Source organism: Neorhizobium sp. BT27B (genome assembly GCF_050455485.1).
In the GTDB taxonomy this organism is placed as follows: domain Bacteria; phylum Pseudomonadota; class Alphaproteobacteria; order Rhizobiales; family Rhizobiaceae; genus Neorhizobium.
Genome location: NZ_JBCIYT010000010.1, coordinates 31,177 through 53,561, shown reverse-complemented (window position 1 = coordinate 53,561; position 22,385 = coordinate 31,177). Strand labels below are relative to the sequence as shown.

The window sequence follows — 22,385 nt, the reverse complement described above, 5'->3', positions numbered from 1 at the left end:
TTGAACAAGTCGTTTTCTTGTGCTCGTCAAGCAACTGATTTTGTTGACAGCTGGCAACTTGTTTTCGATATTTCGAACATGGACAACAGGAGGTGGTCATGTCGCTCGATGTCGGAAGCCGTTTGCGGCAATTGCGCATGGCGCGCAACCTTTCCCAGCGCGAGCTCGCGAAGCGCGCAGGCGTTACTAACTCGACCATTTCGCTGATCGAGTCGAACTCCGCCAATCCCTCCGTGGGGGCCTTGAAACGCATTCTCGACGGCCTGCCGATCGGGCTTGCGGAGTTTTTTGCCTTCGAACCGGAAAAATCCAGGCAGGCCTTTTATGCGGCCGAAGATCTGGTCGAGATCGGCAAGGGCCCGATCTCCTACCGGCAGGTCGGTGAAAACCTCTTTGGTCGCAGTCTGCAGATCCTCAAGGAATGTTACCAGCCAGGTGCCGACACCGGCAAAGTGCCGCTCGTTCACGAGGGAGAGGAGGGTGGTATCGTCCTGTCCGGTCGGCTGGAGGTGACGGTCGAGGACGAGCGTCGGATATTGGGGCCGGGCGATGCCTATTATTTCGAAAGCCGCAGGCCGCACAGGTTCCGGTGTGTCGGCCCGGTGCCGTGCGAGGTCATCAGCGCCTGCACCCCGCCGACTTTCTAGTCGCGATCCGGTGCGCCGAGCGGAAAGTTCTTGCGGTAAGGCCGCGCTTCATCGACGGCACGCGCAAACGATGGCCGTGCCAGAAGCCGCTGTCGATAGGCGGTGACGTGCGGGAAACGATCTTCTAGCGGATGTGACCAGTCGGCGTAAAATAGCGATGGCGCCGCCGCGCAATCGGCCAGCGTAAAAACCTCGCCGGCGGCCCATTGGCGGTTTTCCATATGGCGATCCAGCCAGCCATAAGCGGCATCCAGCATGTCGCGCGCCTCCTTGACGCCGTAGGGATCGCGGTTTTCCGATTTCCGTAAGGCGTCGAACACGATCTTCTGTTGTGGTGTCGAGATGTAATTGTCGAAGAAGCGGTCGAACATGCGCACGTCGACTGCAAAGGCTTCGTTGACGGGGATCAGGCGCACCGGGCCGGGATAGTGGACCTGAAGATATTCGATAATACTCGTGGCCTCATGGACCAGACGCTTGCCATCCCTCAGCATGGGAAACCGTTTGACGGGCCATGCCGCCACCAGTTCCTCATAGGCGCCTTCATCCTCGCCCAGTATGCGGGCCTCGAAATCCGTACCGTTTTCGTAAAGCGCGATCAGCACTTTCTGGCAGTAGGACGAAAACGGATGCGAATAGAGAACAGGTCGCATGTCAGGCCTCCCGAACCGATTGCGAAGTGAAATCGGTTCGATCGTAACATCGCGTCTGCTCCTTACAAGCTGTTGGCGCTCAGATGGCGGCTTTCAGCTTGTGCCCGAACCGATGCTTGAGAAAACGCGAGGCGCGATAGCGTACGCCGCTTGGACGCTCCGGATCAGCGATGTCGCTTTCGGCAAAAATCTCCTCGTCCGCCGTCAGGTCCCGCATCGGCACGGGCAGAAGTCCTCGCCCGGTCTTGGCGTTGAGAGCCTCGATTGCGCCGATCAGCGAGCCGCCATGCGCGGCGATCGCTTCGCTGACCTCCTCCGGTGAGCAGCCCAGATGTTCCGCCAGAAGGTCGTCACGCGTGGCGATGATCTTTTCCCGCAAGACGTCCTGACCTTCCTGCGCTGAAAGGATCACGTCGCATTCGGTGTCATACCCCATCGAGCGGTTGTTGAGATTGGCGGAGCCGATCTTGATGACGCGGTCGTCGGCAAACATCATCTTGGCATGCACATAGATCGGCGTGCGGGCATCGTTGACCGGATAATATAACCTAAAACGGCCGAACCGGTCGGCATCCTGCACCAGTTTCATGAGCCGGATGCGGGCGCTGTCCATCGCCTTGGCCTCGAGATATCCCTCGCAGCCTTCCGGGTTGATCAGAACAATTTCCGGACCATCTTCTTCCTTCAGTCGTTCCGCCATCGCCTCGGCCACGCGGCGCGAGGCAAAATACTGGCTCTCGACATAAAGCGTCTTTTTCACTGCGGCGATGATTGCCAGCTTGGCTGTCTCGATTTCGACGATCTGCTTGCGATCATCATATTCAGGGGCCGTGCGGGCAATGCCGATATCGACATCCTCGAACCCGACCTCAAGACCGTCCGGCCAGGGATCGCCGTCGCACTCCTTCGGTTCGAGGTCCTCGTCCGTTGCGAGTTTCCACCGGCGCCGTGCCACCTCACCCAGAGCTGCTGCGGCAGGGCCGGAAAGGCAGGTGGTCGCGTCGTGCCAGGGCTCCTGCGCAAATCCCATCGGCGAACGGCGGCCCGGTGCATTTTCGGCGTGGTCGCGTGTGTCCCAGCGCCCGACAGTCATGTCAATGCCACCGCAGAATGCCACGCGATCGTCGATGACGAGAAGCTTCATGTGGTGAGCCGACATGCCGGGATGCGCACCATCGAGTTTCAGGTGGATGCGCTTGTCAAAAATCCATTTCAGCAGATAAAACGGCGTTTCGCCACGCGTAAACGAATTGATCAGACCGATATCCCATTTGAGAATGCGGACATCGAGATCGTCGTTGCGGCGGGCAAGCGCATTGATGAACGAGCCGAGCTGATCCGGCCATTCGCCATGTTTTTCGCCGTCCGGTTCCAGCCTGATGCGGGTATCGAAATCCCAGCCGATCAGATAGATCGAGCGCTGCGCCTTGATCATGGCGCTTTTGGCGGAACGGAAGAAATCGGCAGCATCGACAATGATCGACAGTCGCTCCGCCTTGGCGATCCGCCAGCACGTTTCGCCTTCTTTGAGAATATCGTGCATGTTGTCCGGCCCGCCTCGATTGTATTGAGGAGGCGCATATAGGGCAGCTGCAGGCGGCGACCATTGCTGCAGCGCACAAGAATTGGATTTATACAGTCGCGATGTTTGTCAGGCCGTGCAAAGAGCGGATTTCTTCAGCAACAAGCTTTTGCAGACGCCATAGATTGCGGTCGCGGATACCAAAATCCTCCAGATGAACGACCGTATTGTAAAGGTATTCGGCGCCGGAACCGCCATGGCCGCAGGCGCGCGCCAGAATTTTGGCGACCTCTGGAAGTGGCAGCAGCGGCAGGGTGCTGCGCTCGGTGTGTCCGACCCAGAAGCAAAGGACTTTCTTTTCGCCGTCCGGCGTTTTGACCTTCAGCCAGCGGATCGACGCCAGCATCTCGTGGCTGTCCACTTCGCGGCGAAGAACGCGCTCTATCTGGACCAGTCGGTCTTCCTGCGGCATGCGGTAGATCATGCCGTCGCAGCGTCCGCCGCGCGACAGCGCCATCATCAGGCCCGGCTGGACGGGTGAGCCGCGCCAGCGGTTTATCTTGAGGGTGAACGCGCGGTGCCAGCCATAAGCAGTTGCGCGCTGGCGTGCATCACTGTCGAAGCCGGGTTTCCAGATCAATGATCCATAAGCGAATACCCAAAGCGGCTCGCTTCCCGCTTCGTCACTCAGCTTCTGCGCAATGGCGGCATAGTCTTCGTCGGTCAATGCCGTCCAGAGCGGCTCACGCCCGGGGTCGCATTCCTCCCGGAAGCACAGCTTCACAAGCTCGGCCGTCAGCGCCATTTCGCCACGTTTTCCCAGAGGCGACGTGCTGCGCGGCAAGGTGTCGAGAACATCTTTTCGCATCGCATCAAAATGATGTTTTGGCGGCGCTGCGTCAAGGCTGCGGCAGAGGCGGCAATTCACGGGATGTAACGGTTGTTAATAAAAAAGGCGTCACATTCCTTTTTTTGATCGCATCACGGCCCAAGTCTCTGTCTCATATTAAAGCAGATTTGAATGAACCGCCGGCAGGCGGTCGATGCTGACTGGAGGTTGGGGAAATGCGGATAACATGGTTTCTGTTGGTGGCCATTCTTGTGGCCATGGTTTTGAGTATTCTGCTGATCGACACGCGTCAGCCGGCGCCGATGGGTGTGCAGCCGGGCCAGACCGAGCCGGCTCCGGCCAACCCGCTGGCGCCGCCGCCTGCGCAACAATGACGTTTCAGTCCTGCCCTTTGACCGCGACCAGAAAGAAGCGAGGAAAGGCCAGCAACCTTCGGCCATCCGCCATCGGCGGATAGGCCTTGTCGATGCGGGCTTCGTAATCGGCCAGAAAAGCCTCCCTGTGGTCAGCACCGGCGGCGTCGAGATAGGGGCGAAGGCCGGTACCCTTCACCCATTCGACGATCGCCGCCGCATCCGCCATCGGGTGGTAATAGACCGTATGCCAGACATCGACGAGCAAGGATTTGGATGACAGCCTGTCGAGATAGGCGGCGGGTGCCGGCAGTGGCTTGCGCCGCACCTTGCCGCCTTCGAACGCTTGCGACCATGGTCCGGCAAGTCCGCTTTCCTCCATCATCAGGTGGGAAGGTTCGGAAAGATTGTCGGGCATCTGCACGGCCAGAACGCCTCCCGGTTTCAAATGGTCCATCAGCTTTGCCAGTACTGAAATATGGTCCGGCACCCACTGGAACACGGCATTGGCATAAAGCAGGTCCACCGGCGTTTCCGGCACCCAGTTGCCGAGGTCGGCCTTGTCGAATGTCACGGCCGGCAGGCGTTGGCGTGCGGCGGCCAGCATGTTGTCATCGCTGTCGAGCCCGGTGACGTTGCCCGCGCCAAAACGCTCAATCAGAAGCTCGGTGGAATTGCCCGGTCCACAACCGAGATCGAAGGCTCGGCTGGCGGTGGCAAGCGGCACCTGCGCCATCAGATCTCGGGCAGGGCGGGTGCGTTCATCCTCGAATTTCAGGTATTGCTGCGAGGACCATGCCATGTCGTCTTCCTTTCACGAAAGCCAGTATTGGACACGGTATGGAAAACGGGGACAAGGCCTTTGATCCCGTTTTCTCCGGCAGAGCGGACTTTCTATCACAGAAGCTGATGCACCCATTTATGTCGGAACTGGATTGCTGCGCATGTCGTCACAGGTGTGCGATTTTTGGTATTGGAAGGCTTTTTTCGGCAAAAATGTCCTTGACCTCGGCGCCTCAGCGCGCCTTCACTCCGCGCACGAAATTTGCAAGGAGAATGCCATGTCTGTTGATACATCGCCAAAAAGCACCACCTGGACCTTCGTCGATGGCGAGTGGCTTTCCGGCAACCCTAAGCTGATCGGCCCCACCTCGCATGCCATGTGGCTTGGCTCCACCGTGTTCGATGGTGCGCGTTGGTTCGATGGCATTTCGCCCGACCTCGACCTGCATTGCCAGCGCATCAACCGCTCGGCCGTCAACATGGGCATGAAGCCCACCAAGACCGCGGAAGAGATCGAGGCTCTGGCGCTCGAAGGCGTGAAGAAGTTCGACGGCAAGACCGCCATCTACATCAAGCCGATGTACTGGTCCGAGCACGGCACGTCCTACAGCGTTGTTGCCCCCGATCCGGAATCGACCCGTTTTGCGATTTGCCTGTTCGAAGCACCGATGAACACCGCCATGCCGTCGTCGCTGACGGTTTCGCCCTACCGCCGCCCGAACCCGGAAGTCGCCATGACCGCCGCCAAGGCCGGCAGCCTCTACCCCAATAGCGGCCGCATGATCATCGAAGCCCGCAACCGCGGCTTCGACAATGCGCTGGCGCGCGACATGAACGGCAATGTTGCCGAAACCGCCTCGTCCAACATCTTCATCGTCAAGGACGGCGTTGTCTTCACGCCGATCGCCAACGGCACCTTCCTTGCTGGCATCACCCGCTCGCGCGTCATCGGCCTGCTGCGGCAGGACGGTTACGATGTGCGTGAGGCAACTGTCACGGTCGAAGACGTTGCCAATGCCGACGAGATCTTCACATCCGGCAATTATTCCAAGATCGTTCCGGTCAACAAGTTCGAGGATCGCGAACTGCAGCCGGGTCCGGTCGCAGCCAAGGCGCTCGAGCTTTACATGGATTGGGCCAATGCCGGCCGCAAGGCTGCTGCCTGAGTGTAGCCTACCGAATGAGATAACGACGACGGCGCCCACGGGTGCCGTCTGTGTTTTGCGCCAGTTCGTTACCGACAATGCTCTCGCCGAAGCGAGACGCCCCGTCGTTCCGGAAGCCATACGGTCGCTCGATCTAGCGACCGGGAACGACTTTCCAAAGAAATGCCGTCACAAAGAAAAATCGGCTAATATAGCTCAATTTATGAGCATGGGCAGCTATTGCGCATTTTCTAAATCATGCAATATTTGAATTGATAAATGCCAATCCTGCAAAATATGCATCATAGGCCGGCGCCATGGAAATAAAGCAGCTCGAAGTGTTCCTCGCCGTCATGTCGGCAGGCAGCATCACTGCGGCCGCCCGGCTGATGGATCGTTCGCAGTCACAGGTCACGCGGCTGATCCAGGAACTGGAAGCATCGGTCGGATTTGCGCTGTTCGAACGCAATGGGCCACGGATCACGCCAACCGCCAAGGCGATTTCCTTTCACTCCGAGGCAGAGCGGTTCTTGAGTGGCATCGGCCAGCTGCAGGAGCGGGCCAAGACGATCCTTTCCGAGGAGGCCGCGCCGATTGAGATCGCCGCCATTCCTGCCTTTGCCAGCGGTCTTGTGCCATTGGCGCTCGCGGAAATGCCGGAGGATATCGTGCCGCGCAGTGTCCACCTGCGCAGTGTTTCGGCCGAGGCTGCGGTGCAATCGGTTCTCGGTCGCACCGCCGATTTCTGCGTTGCGTCGCTTCCCGTCGAGCACCCCGGCCTCGAGATTCACGGGCTTTTCCAGGCACCATGCGTCGCTGCCGTTTCATCGGATGATCCGCTGGCGCAACGCCGGACGATCTCCATCGGCGATCTGGCGGGCCGTAACGTCATCACCATGGCGAACCCGTTCCGGCTGCGCCGCCGTGTCAATCAGGCGCTGGCTGCCGCGAATGTCCGGGCCGCCCGGCTGGTCGATACCAATGCCGCCATCAATGCGCTGCAACTGGCTTCGACGGGATTTGGTGTCGCCATCGTCGAGCCGGCGACGGCTTATGGCGTGCAGCTGAAGAACATCGAGATCCGGCCGCTCGATGTCGATATCCCGTTTCTATGGGGCATTTTTTCGGCGGCTTCCAAGCCGCTGCCCGAAAGCGCGCGGGAACTGATCCAGTTGATTATCCGCATTTCATCCGCCCGCATGCCCGGTTTCGTTGCGCACGATCCGCGGCATATCGAACGGGTCGCCGATGCCACATTCGGTGTCGACAAGCATGCACAGGAGCCTTGACGTGAACGCCCAGCCCACCCTGTCGGCCGCCGGTCTTGCCAATCTCGAGCAGAGGCTCGCCGAAGACCTGTCCTTGCTTGAACTGCCGCCCAAGGAATGGGTGCCGGTCAGCGAGCATTACGGTCAGCGCGTTTACGATGCGGTGGTGATCGGTGCCGGCATGTGTGGTCTGGTGGCGACTGCTTCGCTGAAAATGCTCGGCATTCGCAATGTGCTGTGCCTGGATCGCGCGCCGCGGGGACTGGAAGGGCCGTGGGTCACCTATGCCCGCATGGAAACGCTCCGGTCTCCGAAAATACTGACCGGGCCGGCGCTTGGCCTGCCGTCTCTGACATTCCGTGCCTGGTACGTCGCGCAGTTCGGCGCGCAGGCTTGGGAGGCGCTTGGAAAAATTCCCAAGGGCCAGTGGATGGATTATCTGGTCTGGTACCGCAAGGCGCTCGACCTTCCGGTGCGCAACCGCGTTGCCGTCACCGACCTCGAAGCGGTCAGCGATGATCTGATCGCGCTGACGGCGGCCGATCTTGAAAACGGTTCGAATGAGCGTCTTTACGCGCGGCATGTGGTGCTGGCGACCGGCCGTGACGGTCTCGGCAGCGGTTACGTGCCGCCCTTTGTCGAAAAGCTCGATCGCCGCTTCTGGGCGCATTCCGCCGACGATATCGATTTTGCCGCCCTGAAGGGCAAACGTGTGGCCGTCGTCGGCGCAGGTGCCTCGGCCATGGACAATGCCGCGACCGCGCTCGAAGCCGGTGCCGCCGGTGTCGACATGATCATCCGCCGCAAGGATCTGCCGCGCATCAACAAGTTCACCGGCATTTCCAGCCAGGGTGTCGTGCACGGCTTTGCCGGCCTGAGCGATGACTGGAAGTGGAAATTTTTGCAGCACACGCTGGGCGCCCAGACGCCGCCGCCGCGCGATTCGACGTTGCGCGTGTCGCGTCATCCGAATGGCCGCTTCTTCCTCGGCACTGGCGTCAACGGCGTTCGCGAAGAGGGCGATCGCGTCGTTCTCGAAACGGCGCGCGGCGACATGGCCTATGATTTCGTAATTTTTGCCACCGGCTTCAATGTCGATCTGGCCGAGCGGCCGGAACTGAAGAATTTTGCCTCTGAGATCCGCTTCTGGAGCGATGTTTATCGCCCGGAGGAGGGGATGGAAAACGGTGAACTGGCGACCTCGCCCTATCTCGGTCCGGATTTCGAGTTCACCGAAAAAGTGCCCGGCAGCAGCCCGGCGCTGCGGCTGATCCACTGCTTCAACTACCCTGCCTCGCTCAGCCACGGCAAACTGTCGGGCGATATCCCCGCCGTCAGCGATGGCGGACGCCGGCTGGCGCGCGGCATTGCCCGCAGCCTGTTCGTTGCCGATCGACAGATCCATTTCGACAATCTCGTCGCCTATGAGACGCCGGAACTGCAGGGCGACGAATGGACCGATTCTGCCGATCTGATCCCGACCCTGATGAAAGGTGCCGCGGAATGAGATTGGCCGCAACCGCAGCAGTAGCGGCAGGAGGGACGCCATGAGCCGTTACCTTCTCGGCAAACTTGGCGAATCCGCGCTGGCCATCTGGGGCGTGGTGACGATCGTGTTTTTCGTCAGCCGTGTGCTTGGCGATCCCGCAGTGCTTCTGGTGCCGGTCGGCGCCAGCCAGCAGGATATCGATACGATCCGCGCCTCGCTCGGCCTCGACCGGCCGATCCTTGAACAATATGTCGTTTCGCTTGTGTCCACGCTGCGCGGTGATTTCGGCATGTCGTTCCAACAGGGCCGGCCTGCCATGGACATCGTGCTGGAGCGTATGCCCGATACGGCGCTTCTGGCGGGCACGGCCCTGCTGTTCGGCTCCATCATCGGTGCCGTCTGCGGTGCAATCGCGGCCCTGAAGCGCGGCACCGTCTCCGAATTCATCGTCATGGTCGCCGCTCTCTTGGGGCAGGCAACGCCTGTCTTCTGGCTCGGCATCATGCTGATCCTCATCTTTTCGGTCGATCTCGGCTGGCTGCCCACCGGTGGCGCCGGAACATGGGCGCATCTGATTCTGCCGGGCCTGACGCTGTCCGTCTTCGTGTCCGCTTCGATCGCGCGCCTGCTGCGCTCCTCGCTGCTCGATATCATGCGCGAGGATTATGTCCGCACCGCCCGCGCGAAAGGGCTTCTGCCGCGCACCGTGTTCTTCTGGCATATCGCCCGCAACGCGCTGATCCCGGTCGTCACCATGATCGGCATCATTGCCGGCGAACTGCTCGGTGGTTCGGTCGTCATCGAAACGGTGTTTGCATGGCCGGGTGTCGGCCGCGTCATCATGCAGGCGATCCAGTCTCAGGATTTTCCGGTGATACAGGCCGGTGTGGCGCTGATCGCCGCGATCTTCATCGTCGTCAACCTGCTGGTCGATCTGCTTTACGGCGTGCTCGATCCGCGCATCCGTCGGCGATAGGGGCGATGCCATGAAATCCTTTTTCCTCGCACTTATCAAAAGCCGCGCCGGCCTGTTCGGCTTCCTGCTGGTCCTCGTTTTCGTGCTGGCCGCGCTGTTTGCGCCCTATCTAGGCCTGCCGTCGCCGACCCGTTCCAACCTCGTTGCCCGCATGGCGGCGCCGACATGGACAGGATTGTTCTCGCCCGGCGCGCATCCGCTCGGCACCGATGAACTCGGCCGCGATATTCTCTCGCGCATCGTCCACGGTAGCCGCATCACACTGGCGATTGCCGCGGCCTCGGTGATCCTCGGCGGTATCGTCGGCACGCTGCTCGGCATCGTCGCCGGTTATTACCGTGGCGTCGTCGATCGCGTGCTGATGCGCGTCGTCGATATCCAGCTGGCGCTGCCGCTGATGCTGCTCGCTCTGCTGGTCGTGGCAGCCCTCGGCCCCTCGACGCGCAACCTCATCATCGTTCTGGCGCTGACCAGCTGGCTTCGTTACGCCCGCATCATCCGCGGGCAGGTTCTGGCGCTCAGGGAACGCGAGTTCATCCTGTCCGCCCACGCGATCGGTGCCGGCACCTGGCGGATCATGCTCAAGCATCTTCTGCCCAACGTCATGACGCCGGCGCTGGTGATTGCCACGCTGGAACTCGCGCGCATCATCATCATGGATGCGGCGCTGTCCTTCCTCGGCCTTGGCGTGCAGCCGCCCAATCCGAGCTGGGGTCGCATGCTGGCCGATGGCCGCGTCTATATCTCGACGGCCTGGTGGATCGTCACCTTCCCCGGTGTCGCCATCGTGCTGACCGTGCTCAGCGTCAACCTTTTAGGTGACTGGCTGCGCGACTATTTCGATCCAAAATTGAGGACCATGCGATGACCCAGATTTCCTCCCTGCCTCCGCGTGTCGGCCGTCTGAAAGCCGGCATGGCGAAACGCGACATCGACGTGATCGTCTCCTTCAAGCCGGAAAACAGTTTTTATTTCACCGGTTTCAACCCGATCATCTATTCGCACCCGGTCATCGCCATTCTGACGCGCGATCATGATCCGATCATGCTCGTACATGCGCTGCGCGATGACCATGGCCGCGCCAGCGCCTGGGTGCCGGATATCCGTCTTTACGGTTCCTGGTCGACCAAGGTGACGATGGGACCGAACTGGCAGGGCGCGCTTGCCTCCATTCTCGGTGATCTCGGCCTTGCCGGCAAAACCATCGGCCTCGAGGAGGAATTCATCTCGATCCAGCGCATGAAGCAGCTGCAGGCAGCGCTTCCCGATGCAAAGTTTACTGATGCCAGCCACCTGGTCGACCATTGCCGCCTGATCAAGGATCCGGATGAGATTGCGCATGCCCGCATTGCCGCGCGCGTCGCCGATCTCGGCATGGATACGGCTGTTGCAACCCTCGCTGCCGGTGGCAACGAGCGCGAAGTCGCGATCGCCTCCATGCACGAGATGAACAAGCTTTGGGCGGCAGAATATCCCGATGTGGAAGTGGCCGATTTCGGTTCGCTGGAAGGCGGCGTGCAGAACGGCATGGCCACCTGGGTCCTGTCCGGCCCGCGCATGTTCTTCAATTGCGACAACCCCACCCAGCGCAAGCCGCAGCGCGGCGAGGCCGTGTCGGTGCTGATCTGGACGATCGCCAACGGCATTCATGCGGAAAACGAGCGCACCATCGCCATGGGTCCGCTGCCGGATGCCAACCGCCGCGCACTCGATGCCATTCTGGAAATCCGCGACGAGGTCGACCAGCTGATCAAGCCCGGCACACCCTACAAGGACCTGTTCGAAAAGACCCGTGTGGGCCTGCAGGCGCGCGGTTACGGCGCCAATATTCCGGGCCGCATTGGCCACGGTATCGGCCTTGGCGCGCATGAGCATTCCTCGCTCGATGCCGCTTCGACGCTGGTTCTGGAACCCGGCATGCTGTTCACCTTCGAGCCGAATATTCGCGTTCCCGGCGTCTGCGCCACCCAGATTTCCGACACCGTACTCATCACGCAGGACGGCCGCGAATATCTGACGCGCTCGGCCGGCGGTTATCTGGAGGTCTGAAGGCACACATGGCGCCCTTGCTCGAAGTCCGCAATCTGACCGTCGCATTCGACACACCGTCCGGCACGGTGCATGCCGTCAATGACGTCTCCTATACGCTGGAAGAAGGCGAGACGCTGGGCATTGTCGGCGAGTCCGGTTCGGGCAAGAGCGTGCATGCCTTGTCCATGGTCGGGCTGATCGCCTCGCCGCCGGGCCGTGTCGTCGCAGGCGAGGTTTTGTTTCAGGGCCGCAACCTGCTGGCTCTGTCGCAACGCGAACTGTTCGAAGTGCGCGGCAAGGAGATCGGCTTCGTGTTTCAGGACCCGATGACCTCGCTCAACCCGGTGCTGACCATCGAGCGGCAGATCGCCGAGCCGCTGCGCCGGCATTTCGGCATGTCCGCCACGGCAGCACGCGACCGGGTGGTCGAACTGCTGGAACTGGTCGGCATTCCCGATGCCGCCCGCCGTTCCAAACAATATCCGCACGAGTTTTCCGGCGGCATGCGCCAGCGGGTGATGATCGCCATTGGCATTTCCTGCAATCCCAAACTGCTGATCGCTGACGAGGCGACCACCGCACTCGACGTCACCGTGCAGGCGCAGATCCTCGATCTGGTGCGTGATCTCAAGCGCCGCATCGGCACGACCGTGATCTGGATCACCCATGACATGGGTGTGGTCGCCGGTCTCGCCGATACGGTTCAGGTCATGTATGGCGGCCGTATCATGGAGCGCGGCCCCGTGCGCCCTGTCTTCCACGATCCGCGCAGCGCCTATACCTGGGGCCTTCTGAAATCGCTGCCGCATGGCGGCAAGCGCGGCGTCACCCGCCTTTACCAGATCCCCGGCAATCCGCCCGACATGAGCAAGCCGCCGGTCGGCGATCCGTTTGCGCCACGCAATCCGTTTGCCACGCCGCGCTGCCTGGATGAGGTGCCGCCGCTGGTCGATGTCGCCGGCAGCATACCCGGCCACAAGGTTGCCGCCTGGTACGATCTGAAAGCGGAACTTGCCAAACAGGAGGCCCAGCCATGAGCGACATGCAGGTTTCCTCTGCCGGTGTACCACCCCTCGTTTCCGTTCAGAACCTGAGCAAGATCTATGGTGGCGAGAAGCGTTTTCTCGGCGGCAATGCGCCGGTGCTGAAGGCCGTCAACAATGTCAGCTTCGACATCGCGCCGGGTGAAACGCTCGGTCTCGTTGGCGAATCCGGCTCCGGCAAAAGCACGACCGGTCGCGTTCTGCTGCAGCTGGAAGCGCCGAGCGGCGGTGACATTCTATTCAAGGGCCAGAACATCACCGGCCTCTCGAAATCGCTGCTGAAACCGTATCGGCGCGACATGCAGATCATTTTTCAGGATCCGTATGCCTCGCTCAATCCGCGCATGACGGTGGGTGAATTCGTCGCCGAACCGCTGGACGTACATGGCCTCAGCGGCAATCGCAGCGAACGGCAGGATCGGGTAGCCGGCCTTCTCAGAAAAGTCGGGCTCGATCCGTCCTTCATGAAGCGTTATCCGCATGAGTTTTCCGGCGGACAGCGCCAGCGGGTCAACATCGCCCGTGCGATTGCGCTTGATCCGGCCTTCATCGTCGCCGACGAGCCGATCACCGCGCTCGACGTGTCGATCCAGGCGCAAATCGTCAACCTGTTCCAGGACCTGCAGGACGAGCTGGGGCTGACCTACCTGTTCATCGCCCATGACCTGTCGATGATCCGTTATCTCTGCCACCGCGTCGCCGTCATGCTGCGCGGCCGCATTGTCGAGATCGGACCCTGTGAGGCGATTTTCGAAAACCCGCAACACCCCTATACGCAGGCACTGCTCTCGGCCATCCCGGTGCCGGATCCCGATATCGAGCGCGACCGCAAGCCGATGCTTTTTGACGTCAATGCAAACCTGCCCCCCGAGACGGCGCAATTGCAGCCGCTCGGTGGTGGTCACTTCGTGTTAAGGGCCTGAGCGATGCACCTGTTCGCCACGCATTTCGGTACCTATGAAGTCGGCGCGGACGCGAACGGAAAACCCTGCCTTCTGCCGTTTCGGCATGACCCGGATCCATCACAGATGGGGCTCGGATATCTGGCGCTTGCCGATCATCCTGAGCGGGTTCGCACGCCGATGATACGAAAGTCGTGGCTGGAAAACGGCCCGCTGGCCGGCACCGGCCGGCTGCGTGGTGACGATGAATTCGTCAGTGTCAGCTGGGATGAAGCGGCGGATCTGATTGCCGGCGAAGTCAGGCGCGTGTCCTCCATCCATGGCAATCAGGCGATCTTTGGCGGCTCCTACGGCTGGGCGAGTGCCGGCCGTTTCCACCACGCGCAAAGCCAGCTCAAGCGTCTGCTCAATCTCGCCGGCGGTTTCACCTCTTCGGTCAATACCTATTCCTACGGCGCGGCCGGCGTGCTGCTGCCGCATGTGCTTGGTGCCGATTACAAGGATGCCTGCGATACGTCGCCATCCTGGAATGACGTCGCCGATCATTGCCGAATGCTCGTCGCCTTCGGTGGTTTTCGATTGAGCAATGCGCAGGTTGAAGCCGGCGGCACCGGCAGTCACCGCGCCACGGAATGGCTGAAACGCTGCCAGCAGAAGGGCGTCGAGATCGTCGTCTTCAGCCCCGCAGGCAGCGATGCACCTCCCGGCGACAATGTGCGGCATATCCCGCTGCGTCCCAATACGGATGCGGCGGTCATGCTCGGCATGTGCCACACGCTGCTGACACAGGGCCTGTTCGACTGTGCTTTCCTCAGGCGCTGCACGGTCGGTTTTTCGGAACTCGAAACCTATCTGATCGGCGAAATCGATGGCATCCCCAAGGATGCCAAATGGGCTTCGAGGATATCCGGCGTGCCGGCCAGGACGATCATCGAGATCGCCGAAAACCTGCATGACATGCCGAGCCTAATCAATGTCGCATGGTCGCTGCAGCGGGCGCAGTTCGGCGAGCAGCCGTTCTGGGCGGCCATCGCGCTTGCCTGCATGGCCGGCCATGTCGGCAAGGCAGGCTGCGGTTTCGCTTTCGGTCTGACGGCGGTCAACTCCGTCGGCCAGCCGGTGCGGCGTCTGAAGGGACCGGCTTTCGAGCAGGGCCGCAACCCGGTCGAGCACTATATTCCCGTGGCGCGGATTACCGAGCTTCTCGAAAATCCCGGCGGCACGATCGATTATGACGGACAGGTACTGAGCCTGCCGGATATCCGGCTGATCTGGTGGGCGGGTGGCAATCCCTTCCATCATCATCAGGATCTCAACCGGCTGAGAGATGCTTTTCGGCGGCCGGAAACGATCATCGTCGCCGAGCCGATGTGGACGGCAACGGCGAAGATGGCCGATATCGTTCTGCCCTCCGCCTTTCCGTTCGAGCGCGACGATATCGCCGCATCCTCGCGCGATAACTGGCTGGTCTATAGCCGCCGGGCGATGGAGCCACTGGGCGGTATTCTCAGCGATCATGAATTTTATTGCCTCGTCGCCGACCGGTTGGGTTGTCGCGCTCAGTTCGATGGCGGACTGACCACCGATGAGTGGCTGGCGAAAATCTACGAGGGTTATCGCGACCGTTATCCGGAACTGCCGGATTTCCAGCGGTTTCGGTTGCGTGGTTTCGCGGCGCTGGACGAAGGCGAGGATGCGCCGGCGCCGGCCGACCATTTCCGCCGTTTTGTGGGTGACCCTGACGCCGCACCGCTGAAGACGCCGAGTGGTCGTATCGAGATCGGCTCAGCCGCGATTGCGGCATTCGGATATGGCGACATGCCCGGCCATCCGGTGTGGATGCCGCCCGCCGAATGGCTGGGTGCACCGCTTTCAGCAAAACACGGTCTGCATCTGCTGTCGCCGCAACCGGCGCACCGCCTGCATGGCCAGCTTGAATATGGACCGGCCAGCCAGAATGCAAAACGCCACGGGGCCGAACAGTTTTCGCTGAGCACCGCCGATGCCACGCGCCTCGGCTTGGGTGATGGCGACCTCTGCGAGATCTACAACGATCGCGGCCGGGCGATCGCGGCGTTGGCCATCGATGCCGGCCTGATGCCGGGCGTGGCCGTGCTGGCGGCGGGCGGCTGGTTTTCTCCCGATGCCGAGGGTCTGGACCACGGCGGCAACCCCAACACGCTCACCGATATCGCGCCGGCCTCGACACTGTCGCAGGCGACGGCCCCCAATTCCTGTCTGGTCTCGGTTCGTCTGTGGAGACGGATCGGCCAGCAGGCAGCATGAGGACAAAGGATATGGACCAGATCGACCGTCTTTCCGGCATCGCGCCGGGTTCCGAACTCTACGACATCCGGCGACAAAGGCCGGATTTCGTCGATGGCACAGAGCTTTGCCGCCAGACGGTTCTGACGCCGACCCATGGGTTCGATCTCGGCCACGATTTGCGCGCGGCGCTTGCCGCCCGTATGGCGCGGTTTCTCGGTCACGAGGAACTGGCGAAAACTTATGACGAGATGCTGGCGCAGGCCGGCGCGACGCCGCTTCTCTCCGGTATCGCTGCTGGCGGTGAACTGCCTGCCGAGGCAGACAGTTTTCTGCGCACCATCCTGCGCCATGCAGACCTCGTCACCAAGACACCACGCGAAAACACCAAGGCGGATATCGAGGCCTTGGAAGCGGCGGGCCTCAGCAATCCGCAGATCATCGCGCTGTCCGAACTGATCGCCTTCGTCAATTTCGAGGCCCGCGTCATCGTTGGTCTGGCTGCTCTGGGAGAGGTCGCATGAGCGGCGCGCGTTTCAAGGTCAAGGCTCTCTCGTGGTCGCCTTATATCGAGCCTGTCGACGTGACGACCGCGACGGAAGAACAGCTTGCCGCCATGCAGGTGACACCGTCCAACACAAAGGTTTCGCCCTATGTGCGCACTCTGGCGCACGACCCGGAATCCTATGTGGCGCGGACAAAACTGTTCAATGCCATCATGTATGCCAAGGGTGGTCTCGACCGGGCGGAACGGGAACTGGGTGCGCTGGTGGCCTCGGCGGTCAATCGCTGCGTCTACTGCGCATCTGTGCATGCGCGCCGGTATGTCGAGCTTTCCGGCCGTGACGAGGTGGTCGAGGAAATCTATGTCCGCGGTCTCGAAGGCAGCTTCGACGAGAAGACGAAAGCCATCGTCGATTTCTGCAAGACGCTGTCGCAGACGCCGTCGCAGGTGACGAAGGAGCAGGTTCAGACACTGCGCGACCACGGCATGTCTAAGGCTGACATCGTCGACCTCATCCATTCGGCGGCCATCTTCGGCTGGGCCAACCGGTTGATGCATACGCTCGGCCACGCGGAGCCGGTGGACACCAAGTGATGGAAATATCGTGGAAGCGCCACAACCGCTTCCACGATATCGGCAATTGCGAAATGCTTATTCTCAAGGGGGCGGAAAAGAGGGAAGTCCGTTCCTTGCGAGTGCATACAAGAGCATGAAAAGACAAGACAATTCAGGGTCATTAGGAGACGAAACATGACACGTAAACTGCCTTTGGCGGCAATTGCCGCCTTGTCGATCGGCACACTGATTTCTTCCACGGCGCTGGCGCAGGAAAAGACCCTGACGATTGCCGTCACCAACATGATGAACACGTTCGATCCGCATATGACCGCCTCGGTCGGCACGGATCTGAGCCTGCTCAGCCACATCTATCCGTCGCTCGTCCTGCGCGGCCCGGACCTCAAGATCGCGCCGTCGCTTGCCACCGAATGGAGCAATGTCGATGACCTGACATGGCGCATCAAGCTGCGTTCCGACGCGACATTCAACGACGGCGAAAAGATCGACGCGGAAGCAGTGAAGTGGAATTTCGACCGCGTCCGCGATCCGGCGGTCAATGCCCGAATCAAGGCATGGTTCACGCTGATCAGCGACGTCAAGGTCGTCAGCCCGACGGAAATCGAGATCAAGACCAGCTCGCCTTATCCGGCGCTGATCGACCAGATGTCGATGTTCTTCCTGCTGCCGCCGAAATGGGCCGCCGAACACAAGCCGGCCACCGAAACCACCTCGGGCGGACCCTATGTGATCTCGTCGGTCAAGGCGGGCGACAGCGTCACGCTTGAAGCCAACCCAAAATACTGGGGTGAAAAGCCGGCCTTCGACAAATATGTCATCCGCGTCATTCCGGATGCGGCGAGCCGCGTTGCGGCCCTTCTGGCCGGCGAAGTCGATTTCATCAACTCGATCCCGACCACCGAAATCGAGCGCATCAAGACCAGCGGCCAGGCACAGGCTGGCGCCGTGCCGAGCACGCGCACCGTGTTCATCAAGTTCAACACGCAGAAGGCGCCGCTCGACAACAAGCTGCTGCGTCAGGCGCTGAACTATGCGGTCGACAAGGAAGGCATCGTCAAGGCGATCTTCAACGATCAGGCGGAAGTGGCGCATTGCCAGGTCACGTCGAAGAGCTACTTTGGCTTCAACCCGGATCTGAAGGCCTATTCTTACGATCCCGACAAGGCCATCGAACTTCTCGAACAGGCTGGTGGCGCGCCGAAGGATCCGATCGAGATCGAAGTGCCGACCGGCACCTATCTCAACGGGGAGGAAGTCGTTCAGGCGGTTGCCAGCCAGCTGGAAGAGATCGGTGTAAAAACCAAGATCACCGAGATGCAGTTCAGCACCTATATGGACAAGTATCTGAAGGCGAAGGATCTTGGCCGCATGAGCCTGCTCAGCCAGGCATGGCCGACCATCGATGCCGATGGCCTGCTGACCCTGTTCGCACCGGGCAACATGTATGCCTATTGGGACAATGCCGATTTCGGCAAAGCGCTTGCCGATGGCCGTTCGACCATGGACAAGGCCAAGCGTCAGGACGCCTACAAGAAGGCAACCGAAATCATGTGCGATGATGCGCCGGCGCTCTTCCTCTACACCCAGCCGACCACCTATGGCCTGTCGAAGAAGATCACCTGGGCGGCGCGTGGCGACGACTGGGTTCGTGCCTTCGACATGAAGCCGGCTGCCAACTAACGGAACCGGCACTTCGCGCCTAGTGGCGCGGAGTGCCTCTCTGCCGTCAATATTTGGGCGGCCATTCCATCACTTCCGAGAATGCCATGCCGACTGTCGATTTTCCCGCCGACCGGATGCTTGCCGATATTGCAGCGCGCGAATGGTCGTTCCGGCGTCAGCATGTGGTGCGTGAACTCGGTGCATATGTCCCACTGAGGGGCGTGCTTCCAAACATTGATCCGGCAAGCCAAGCGGAAAAGCTGGCATTCTGGACGTCGGTTCTCTGCGAGCTGCATGAACTGGACGCGGATGCACTGTCGCCGACCGGTCGCGAGGACCGGCTTGTGCTGCGCCAGCAGGTGGAAGCCCTGCGGCTGTCTCAGGTGTTTCGCGATTACGAGCGGCCGTTCAACGGTTCTACCAGTTTCTGGGACGATACCGCTGCCTCCATCCGCGAGGAGGCTTTTGACAGCGAGCGCAAATATCGGGACGCGATTGGCCTGATGCGCGACATGCCGCGCTATTTCGACGAGGCGATCGCCAATATGCAGGCCGGGCTGGCGCGTGGTTTCAGCCAACCGGCGATCATCCTGCCGGCGGCCATCCGAACGATCGAGGCGGTGCTCGCGCAGGCCCTGGATGACACCGATTATTTTCAGCCATTCCGTGCATTTCCTCAGTCCGTGCCGGTCGCTGTGCGGGATGACCTCGCGCAGCAGGCCAGCGTCGCGATAGCCGACGCCGTTCTGCCCGCCTATGCGCGGCTTCTGGTTTTCATGCGCGATGTCTATGCGGCTGGTGCAGTCACGCCGATCGCCGCGACAGAACTGCCGGATGGACAGGCCTATTATGACGCCAAGGTGCGCGAGTTCACCACGCTCGACATGCAGGCGGACGATATCTACGACCTCGGGCTTGCCGAAGTCGAAACCTGCAGTGCCCAGATGCTGCAGGCAATGCGCGCCAGCGGTTTCGACGGAACGCTGCCAGAATTTCTGGCCTTCTTGAAGAACGATCCGCAATTTTATCCGGTCTCGGCGCAGGATCTGCTGATGCGGGCCGCCTGGATCACCAAGAAGGTCGAGGCAAAACTCGACCGATTTTTCGGCCTTCTGCCGCGTCGCCGTTTTGCCATCGAGCCGGTGCCGGACAGTATTGCACCGACCTATCCGATGGGCACCGGCGCGCCGGGCCTTTACCTGCTCAACACCCACAATCTTGCCGCCCGGCCGCTTTACATCCTGCCGGTGCTGACCCTGCACGAGGCGGTGCCCGGCCATTGCTTCCAGATGTCGCTTGCCGCCGAAAACGATGCACGGCCGGCCTTCCGCTCGCAGACCTACGCCATCGCCTATGGCAATGCCTGGGCGCTTTATTGCGAAAAGCGGCTCGGCGTCGAGATGGGCATCTACGAGACGCCTTATGATCTGTTCGGCATGTGGAGCCTGCTGACCCTGCGCGCGGTGCGGATGGTCGTCGATGTCGGCGTTCATGCTAAGGGGTGGGATTATGACCGCGCCCGCGATTACATGACTGAGAAGACCGGCCTGCCGCTGCCGGTCATCGAAGCCGAACTGAAGCGTTATATCAGCTGGCCCGGTCAGGCGCTGGGTTATTATCTCGGCATGATGGCGATCGAGCGTGCCCGCGAAAAAGCCGAGAAACTGCTTGGACCGGCCTTCGATATCCGCGCTTTCCATGACCGCATTCTGGCACTCGGCCCGGTTCCGATGACGGTGGTCGAAAACAGTATCGACCAGATGATCGCCGAACAGCTCGACGCTCAATCCAAACTCGCATGACAGCACAAAGAGGACGCATCCCATGCCGACAGTGACCCTCAACGACGCAACCTTTGTCTACGACGAGGCCGGCGATCCGGCCGCCGAAACCATCATCGCCCTGCATGGCGGCCGCGGCATCGGCGATCGCAAGGGCGAGTTTAACGCCTACAAGGTGCTGTCGGACAGATATCGGGTGATCGCTTATGATCAGCGCGGCTGCGGTGAGACGAGCCTGACGCCGCCCTATACGTTCGAGCAGCTGGCCGATGACGTCGAGGCCTTTCGCGTCAATCTCTGCGGGGGGAAGAAGATCATCCTCGAAGGCGGTTCCTTCGGCGGCATGATCGCGCTCACCTATGCGGTCAAATACGGGCACAATCTCTCGCGTCTCATCCTGCGCGGCACGGCGGCCAGCTATCACCACGAGGACGATGCAATGGTCGTCTTCAAGGAGCGCATCCATAAGGCACCGAGCGCGTCGCTGGGCATGCTCGACAAGATGTTTTCCGACAAGGTGATCGACGATACCGAATTGCGGCTGATCTGGCTGGCCTTGCAGCCGCTCTATTACGAAAAATTCGATCCCGATGCAGCACTTGAGCGCACCCGCACCATGCACCTGCATGCCGAAACGCATAATGCGCTTTTCAAGGAACGGCTCTATGATCTGCGCGACCGGCTGAAGGATATTCCGGTACCGACGCTGGTCGTCTGCGGCGCCGAAGACTGGATCTGCCCGCCAAATCATTCGAGGCTGATTGCCGAAAGCGTTCCGAAGGGTGAGTTTTTCGAAGTGCCTGGCGCCAATCATGCAGTCCATGTGGAAGCGCATGAACAGGTTATTGGCGCCATTCGCGAATTTCTGGCGCGAACTGCCGTCGATGCCTGAAGCGTGGCGGGCATAGGGGGGGCGAGAAGAGCGTATTGCCGGGCTTGAGGACGTCGTCGCCCGGCACTACTCTCTCCGGCCAATGCCCACCCCTGCAAGAGCATCCGCCACATGAACATCAAGCAACTCGAAGTGCTGCGCACGCTTTTGGCCACCGGCTCGACGATCGCAACGGCAAAGGCTATGGGGTTGAGCCAGTCCGGTGTCAGCCGTATGTTACAGCAGCTGGAGCAGGACCTCTCGATCACGCTGTTTGCGCGCGACAAGGGACGCCTTATCGCCACGCCGGAAGCACTTGCGCTCGGTCGTGATGCGGAAAACATCCTGCTTGCCGTCGACCGCATGTCCGGCCATGCGGAAGACCTGCGCAGCGGTGCGTCGGGGCCGGAAATCGTGCGTATCGGCCTGCCGAGCAGCATGTGGGAAAACTTTGCCCCGGCCATGCTGGTCGATTACATCCGCGATTTCCCCGGTGTGCGCATCGAAACCTTTTTCGAAACGACGACTGCAATCAACAAATTGGTCGGCGAGCGGGTGATCGATATCGGCTTCCTTCGTATGGAGGGAGAGACGGGACCGGGCATCGTGGTGGAAAAGGTCGCGAGCGGCAAAAGCGTCTGCGTCGTGCCGAAGGATCACCCGCTGGCGGAACGCGATGAAATTTCCGCAAAGGATCTTCGCAATGTGCCGCTGGTGCTGATCGGTCGGCAGAGGCCAAACCGCATGGCGCTCGACCAGACATTTGCGCGTGCGGGCGTGAAACAGATGGTGAAGATCGAGACTCATACCAACAGCTCGGCCTGCGCCTATGTTGCGCAAGGGTTGGGTGTGTCCATCATCAGCAGTTTTTACGCCAATCTCTATCGGCATCTTCCGGTCGTGCAAAGGCCGTTCGTTCCGCAAGCCACTCAGGATTTCGGTCTGGCACGAGCGGCCGGGGTTCCGCTGTCCATTGCGGCGCAGGCCTTGAGTGATGCTCTCCAGCGGCAAATTCTGCTTTCGCAAAAAATCGAATAATAACAGATATCTAAGCCTAGAGAAT

21 protein-coding genes are annotated in these 22,385 nt (G+C 60.8%); 17 read left to right on the top strand and 4 right to left on the bottom strand.

What is annotated here, in order from left to right; all coding sequences use genetic code 11:
* The first annotated feature begins 98 nt into the window (after window positions 1–98).
* The gene (locus AAIH70_RS23365) at window positions 99–647 is read left to right on the top strand and encodes a cupin domain-containing protein (protein ID WP_132278348.1); all 549 of its coding nucleotides are present in this window, start codon (window positions 99–101) and stop codon (window positions 645–647) included.
* Here the strand turns inward: AAIH70_RS23365 and AAIH70_RS23360 are convergent.
* The 3 genes from AAIH70_RS23360 to AAIH70_RS23350 form a co-directional block, all read right to left on the bottom strand.
* The gene (locus tag AAIH70_RS23360; RefSeq protein WP_132278350.1) at window positions 644–1,300 is read right to left on the bottom strand and encodes a glutathione S-transferase family protein; all 657 of its coding nucleotides are present in this window, start codon (window positions 1,298–1,300) and stop codon (window positions 644–646) included. The genes AAIH70_RS23365 and AAIH70_RS23360 overlap by 4 nt on opposite strands.
* A 79-nt stretch (window positions 1,301–1,379) precedes the next feature.
* A complete protein-coding gene (locus AAIH70_RS23355; RefSeq protein WP_132278352.1) occupies window positions 1,380–2,843 on the bottom strand; it encodes a phospholipase D-like domain-containing protein in 1,464 nt (487 codons plus the stop codon).
* Between the two features lie 88 nt (window positions 2,844–2,931).
* Entirely contained in the window at window positions 2,932–3,627 is a 696-nt protein-coding gene (locus AAIH70_RS23350; protein ID WP_132278354.1) for a gamma-glutamylcyclotransferase, read from the bottom strand.
* A gap of 260 nt (window positions 3,628–3,887) precedes the next feature.
* Between AAIH70_RS23350 and AAIH70_RS23345 the strand changes: the two genes are divergently transcribed.
* Window positions 3,888–4,046 carry a hypothetical protein gene (locus tag AAIH70_RS23345; protein WP_165932109.1) on the top strand — a complete coding sequence of 53 codons (159 nt, stop codon included), beginning with the start codon at window positions 3,888–3,890 and terminating at the stop codon, window positions 4,044–4,046.
* A 4-nt stretch (window positions 4,047–4,050) separates the two neighbouring features.
* Here AAIH70_RS23345 and tam read toward each other — a convergent pair whose 3' ends face one another.
* Entirely contained in the window at window positions 4,051–4,827 is a 777-nt protein-coding gene (tam, locus tag AAIH70_RS23340) for a trans-aconitate 2-methyltransferase (RefSeq protein ID WP_132278356.1), read from the bottom strand.
* A gap of 259 nt (window positions 4,828–5,086) precedes the next feature.
* On the opposite strand from tam, the gene AAIH70_RS23335 reads away from it, so the two are divergent.
* The 15 genes from AAIH70_RS23335 to AAIH70_RS23265 all read left to right on the top strand — a co-directional run bounded on the left by AAIH70_RS23335 (window position 5,087) and on the right by AAIH70_RS23265 (window position 22,360).
* The gene (locus AAIH70_RS23335; RefSeq protein ID WP_132278358.1) at window positions 5,087–5,974 is read left to right on the top strand and encodes a branched-chain amino acid aminotransferase; all 888 of its coding nucleotides are present in this window, start codon (window positions 5,087–5,089) and stop codon (window positions 5,972–5,974) included.
* Between the two features lie 296 nt (window positions 5,975–6,270).
* Window positions 6,271–7,242: a LysR family transcriptional regulator gene (locus AAIH70_RS23330; protein WP_132278360.1), complete on the top strand. Its 972-nt coding sequence runs from the start codon at window positions 6,271–6,273 to the stop codon at window positions 7,240–7,242.
* Window positions 7,226–8,728, top strand: a complete 1,503-nt coding sequence (locus AAIH70_RS23325; protein ID WP_430035811.1) for an NAD(P)-binding domain-containing protein — start codon at window positions 7,226–7,228, stop codon at window positions 8,726–8,728. The genes AAIH70_RS23330 and AAIH70_RS23325 overlap by 17 nt, the downstream gene beginning before the upstream one ends.
* 40 nt (window positions 8,729–8,768) lie before the next feature.
* Entirely contained in the window at window positions 8,769–9,686 is a 918-nt protein-coding gene (locus AAIH70_RS23320) for an ABC transporter permease (protein WP_132278364.1), read from the top strand.
* A gap of 10 nt (window positions 9,687–9,696) precedes the next feature.
* Window positions 9,697–10,554: an ABC transporter permease gene (locus tag AAIH70_RS23315; protein ID WP_132278366.1), complete on the top strand. Its 858-nt coding sequence runs from the start codon at window positions 9,697–9,699 to the stop codon at window positions 10,552–10,554.
* Window positions 10,551–11,735, top strand: a complete 1,185-nt coding sequence (locus AAIH70_RS23310; protein ID WP_132278368.1) for a M24 family metallopeptidase — start codon at window positions 10,551–10,553, stop codon at window positions 11,733–11,735. The genes AAIH70_RS23315 and AAIH70_RS23310 overlap by 4 nt, the downstream gene beginning before the upstream one ends.
* Before the next feature lie 8 nt (window positions 11,736–11,743).
* The gene (locus AAIH70_RS23305) at window positions 11,744–12,754 is read left to right on the top strand and encodes an ABC transporter ATP-binding protein (RefSeq protein WP_132278370.1); all 1,011 of its coding nucleotides are present in this window, start codon (window positions 11,744–11,746) and stop codon (window positions 12,752–12,754) included.
* Window positions 12,751–13,683 carry an ABC transporter ATP-binding protein gene (locus AAIH70_RS23300; RefSeq protein WP_207908302.1) on the top strand — a complete coding sequence of 311 codons (933 nt, stop codon included), beginning with the start codon at window positions 12,751–12,753 and terminating at the stop codon, window positions 13,681–13,683. Before AAIH70_RS23305 ends, AAIH70_RS23300 begins: the two co-directional genes overlap by 4 nt.
* A 3-nt stretch (window positions 13,684–13,686) precedes the next feature.
* Window positions 13,687–15,948, top strand: a complete 2,262-nt coding sequence (locus AAIH70_RS23295) for a molybdopterin-dependent oxidoreductase (protein WP_132278372.1) — start codon at window positions 13,687–13,689, stop codon at window positions 15,946–15,948.
* Between the two features lie 11 nt (window positions 15,949–15,959).
* A complete protein-coding gene (locus AAIH70_RS23290; protein WP_132278374.1) occupies window positions 15,960–16,451 on the top strand; it encodes a CMD domain-containing protein in 492 nt (163 codons plus the stop codon).
* The gene (locus AAIH70_RS23285) at window positions 16,448–17,026 is read left to right on the top strand and encodes a peroxidase-related enzyme (protein WP_132278376.1); all 579 of its coding nucleotides are present in this window, start codon (window positions 16,448–16,450) and stop codon (window positions 17,024–17,026) included. Before AAIH70_RS23290 ends, AAIH70_RS23285 begins: the two co-directional genes overlap by 4 nt.
* Before the next feature lie 156 nt (window positions 17,027–17,182).
* Window positions 17,183–18,688 (top strand): ABC transporter substrate-binding protein, encoded by a 1,506-nt coding sequence (locus AAIH70_RS23280; RefSeq protein WP_132278378.1) that lies wholly within the window; start codon window positions 17,183–17,185, stop codon window positions 18,686–18,688.
* An 86-nt stretch (window positions 18,689–18,774) separates the two neighbouring features.
* On the top strand, window positions 18,775–20,472 hold the full coding sequence (locus AAIH70_RS23275; RefSeq protein WP_132278380.1) for a DUF885 domain-containing protein: 1,698 nt from the start codon (window positions 18,775–18,777) through the stop codon (window positions 20,470–20,472).
* A 22-nt stretch (window positions 20,473–20,494) separates the two neighbouring features.
* A complete protein-coding gene (locus AAIH70_RS23270; protein ID WP_132278382.1) occupies window positions 20,495–21,343 on the top strand; it encodes an alpha/beta fold hydrolase in 849 nt (282 codons plus the stop codon).
* 111 nt (window positions 21,344–21,454) lie between these two features.
* Entirely contained in the window at window positions 21,455–22,360 is a 906-nt protein-coding gene (locus AAIH70_RS23265; RefSeq protein WP_132278384.1) for a LysR family transcriptional regulator, read from the top strand.
* Window positions 22,361–22,385 lie beyond the last annotated feature (25 nt).

Bases quoted from the DNA above. Each gene is read 5' to 3' on its own strand.
- AAIH70_RS23295 (WP_132278372.1), top strand. From the start codon at position 13,687: ATGCACCTGTTCGCCACGCATTTCGGTACCTATGAAGTCGGCGCGGAC.
- AAIH70_RS23310 (WP_132278368.1), top strand. From the start codon at position 10,551: ATGACCCAGATTTCCTCCCTGCCTCCGCGTGTCGGCCGTCTGAAAGCC.
- AAIH70_RS23275 (WP_132278380.1), top strand. From the start codon at position 18,775: ATGCCGACTGTCGATTTTCCCGCCGACCGGATGCTTGCCGATATTGCA.
- AAIH70_RS23325 (WP_430035811.1), top strand. From the start codon at position 7,226: ATGCACAGGAGCCTTGACGTGAACGCCCAGCCCACCCTGTCGGCCGCC.
- AAIH70_RS23265 (WP_132278384.1), top strand. From the start codon at position 21,455: ATGAACATCAAGCAACTCGAAGTGCTGCGCACGCTTTTGGCCACCGGC.
- AAIH70_RS23335 (WP_132278358.1), top strand. From the start codon at position 5,087: ATGTCTGTTGATACATCGCCAAAAAGCACCACCTGGACCTTCGTCGAT.
- AAIH70_RS23330 (WP_132278360.1), top strand. From the start codon at position 6,271: ATGGAAATAAAGCAGCTCGAAGTGTTCCTCGCCGTCATGTCGGCAGGC.
- AAIH70_RS23305 (WP_132278370.1), top strand. From the start codon at position 11,744: ATGGCGCCCTTGCTCGAAGTCCGCAATCTGACCGTCGCATTCGACACA.
- AAIH70_RS23270 (WP_132278382.1), top strand. From the start codon at position 20,495: ATGCCGACAGTGACCCTCAACGACGCAACCTTTGTCTACGACGAGGCC.
- AAIH70_RS23320 (WP_132278364.1), top strand. From the start codon at position 8,769: ATGAGCCGTTACCTTCTCGGCAAACTTGGCGAATCCGCGCTGGCCATC.
- AAIH70_RS23355 (WP_132278352.1), bottom strand. From the start codon at position 2,843: ATGCACGATATTCTCAAAGAAGGCGAAACGTGCTGGCGGATCGCCAAG.
- AAIH70_RS23360 (WP_132278350.1), bottom strand. From the start codon at position 1,300: ATGCGACCTGTTCTCTATTCGCATCCGTTTTCGTCCTACTGCCAGAAA.
- AAIH70_RS23285 (WP_132278376.1), top strand. From the start codon at position 16,448: ATGAGCGGCGCGCGTTTCAAGGTCAAGGCTCTCTCGTGGTCGCCTTAT.
- tam (WP_132278356.1), bottom strand. From the start codon at position 4,827: ATGGCATGGTCCTCGCAGCAATACCTGAAATTCGAGGATGAACGCACC.
- AAIH70_RS23345 (WP_165932109.1), top strand. From the start codon at position 3,888: ATGCGGATAACATGGTTTCTGTTGGTGGCCATTCTTGTGGCCATGGTT.
- AAIH70_RS23290 (WP_132278374.1), top strand. From the start codon at position 15,960: ATGGACCAGATCGACCGTCTTTCCGGCATCGCGCCGGGTTCCGAACTC.
- AAIH70_RS23365 (WP_132278348.1), top strand. From the start codon at position 99: ATGTCGCTCGATGTCGGAAGCCGTTTGCGGCAATTGCGCATGGCGCGC.
- AAIH70_RS23315 (WP_132278366.1), top strand. From the start codon at position 9,697: ATGAAATCCTTTTTCCTCGCACTTATCAAAAGCCGCGCCGGCCTGTTC.
- AAIH70_RS23280 (WP_132278378.1), top strand. From the start codon at position 17,183: ATGACACGTAAACTGCCTTTGGCGGCAATTGCCGCCTTGTCGATCGGC.
- AAIH70_RS23300 (WP_207908302.1), top strand. From the start codon at position 12,751: ATGAGCGACATGCAGGTTTCCTCTGCCGGTGTACCACCCCTCGTTTCC.
- AAIH70_RS23350 (WP_132278354.1), bottom strand. From the start codon at position 3,627: ATGGCGCTGACGGCCGAGCTTGTGAAGCTGTGCTTCCGGGAGGAATGC.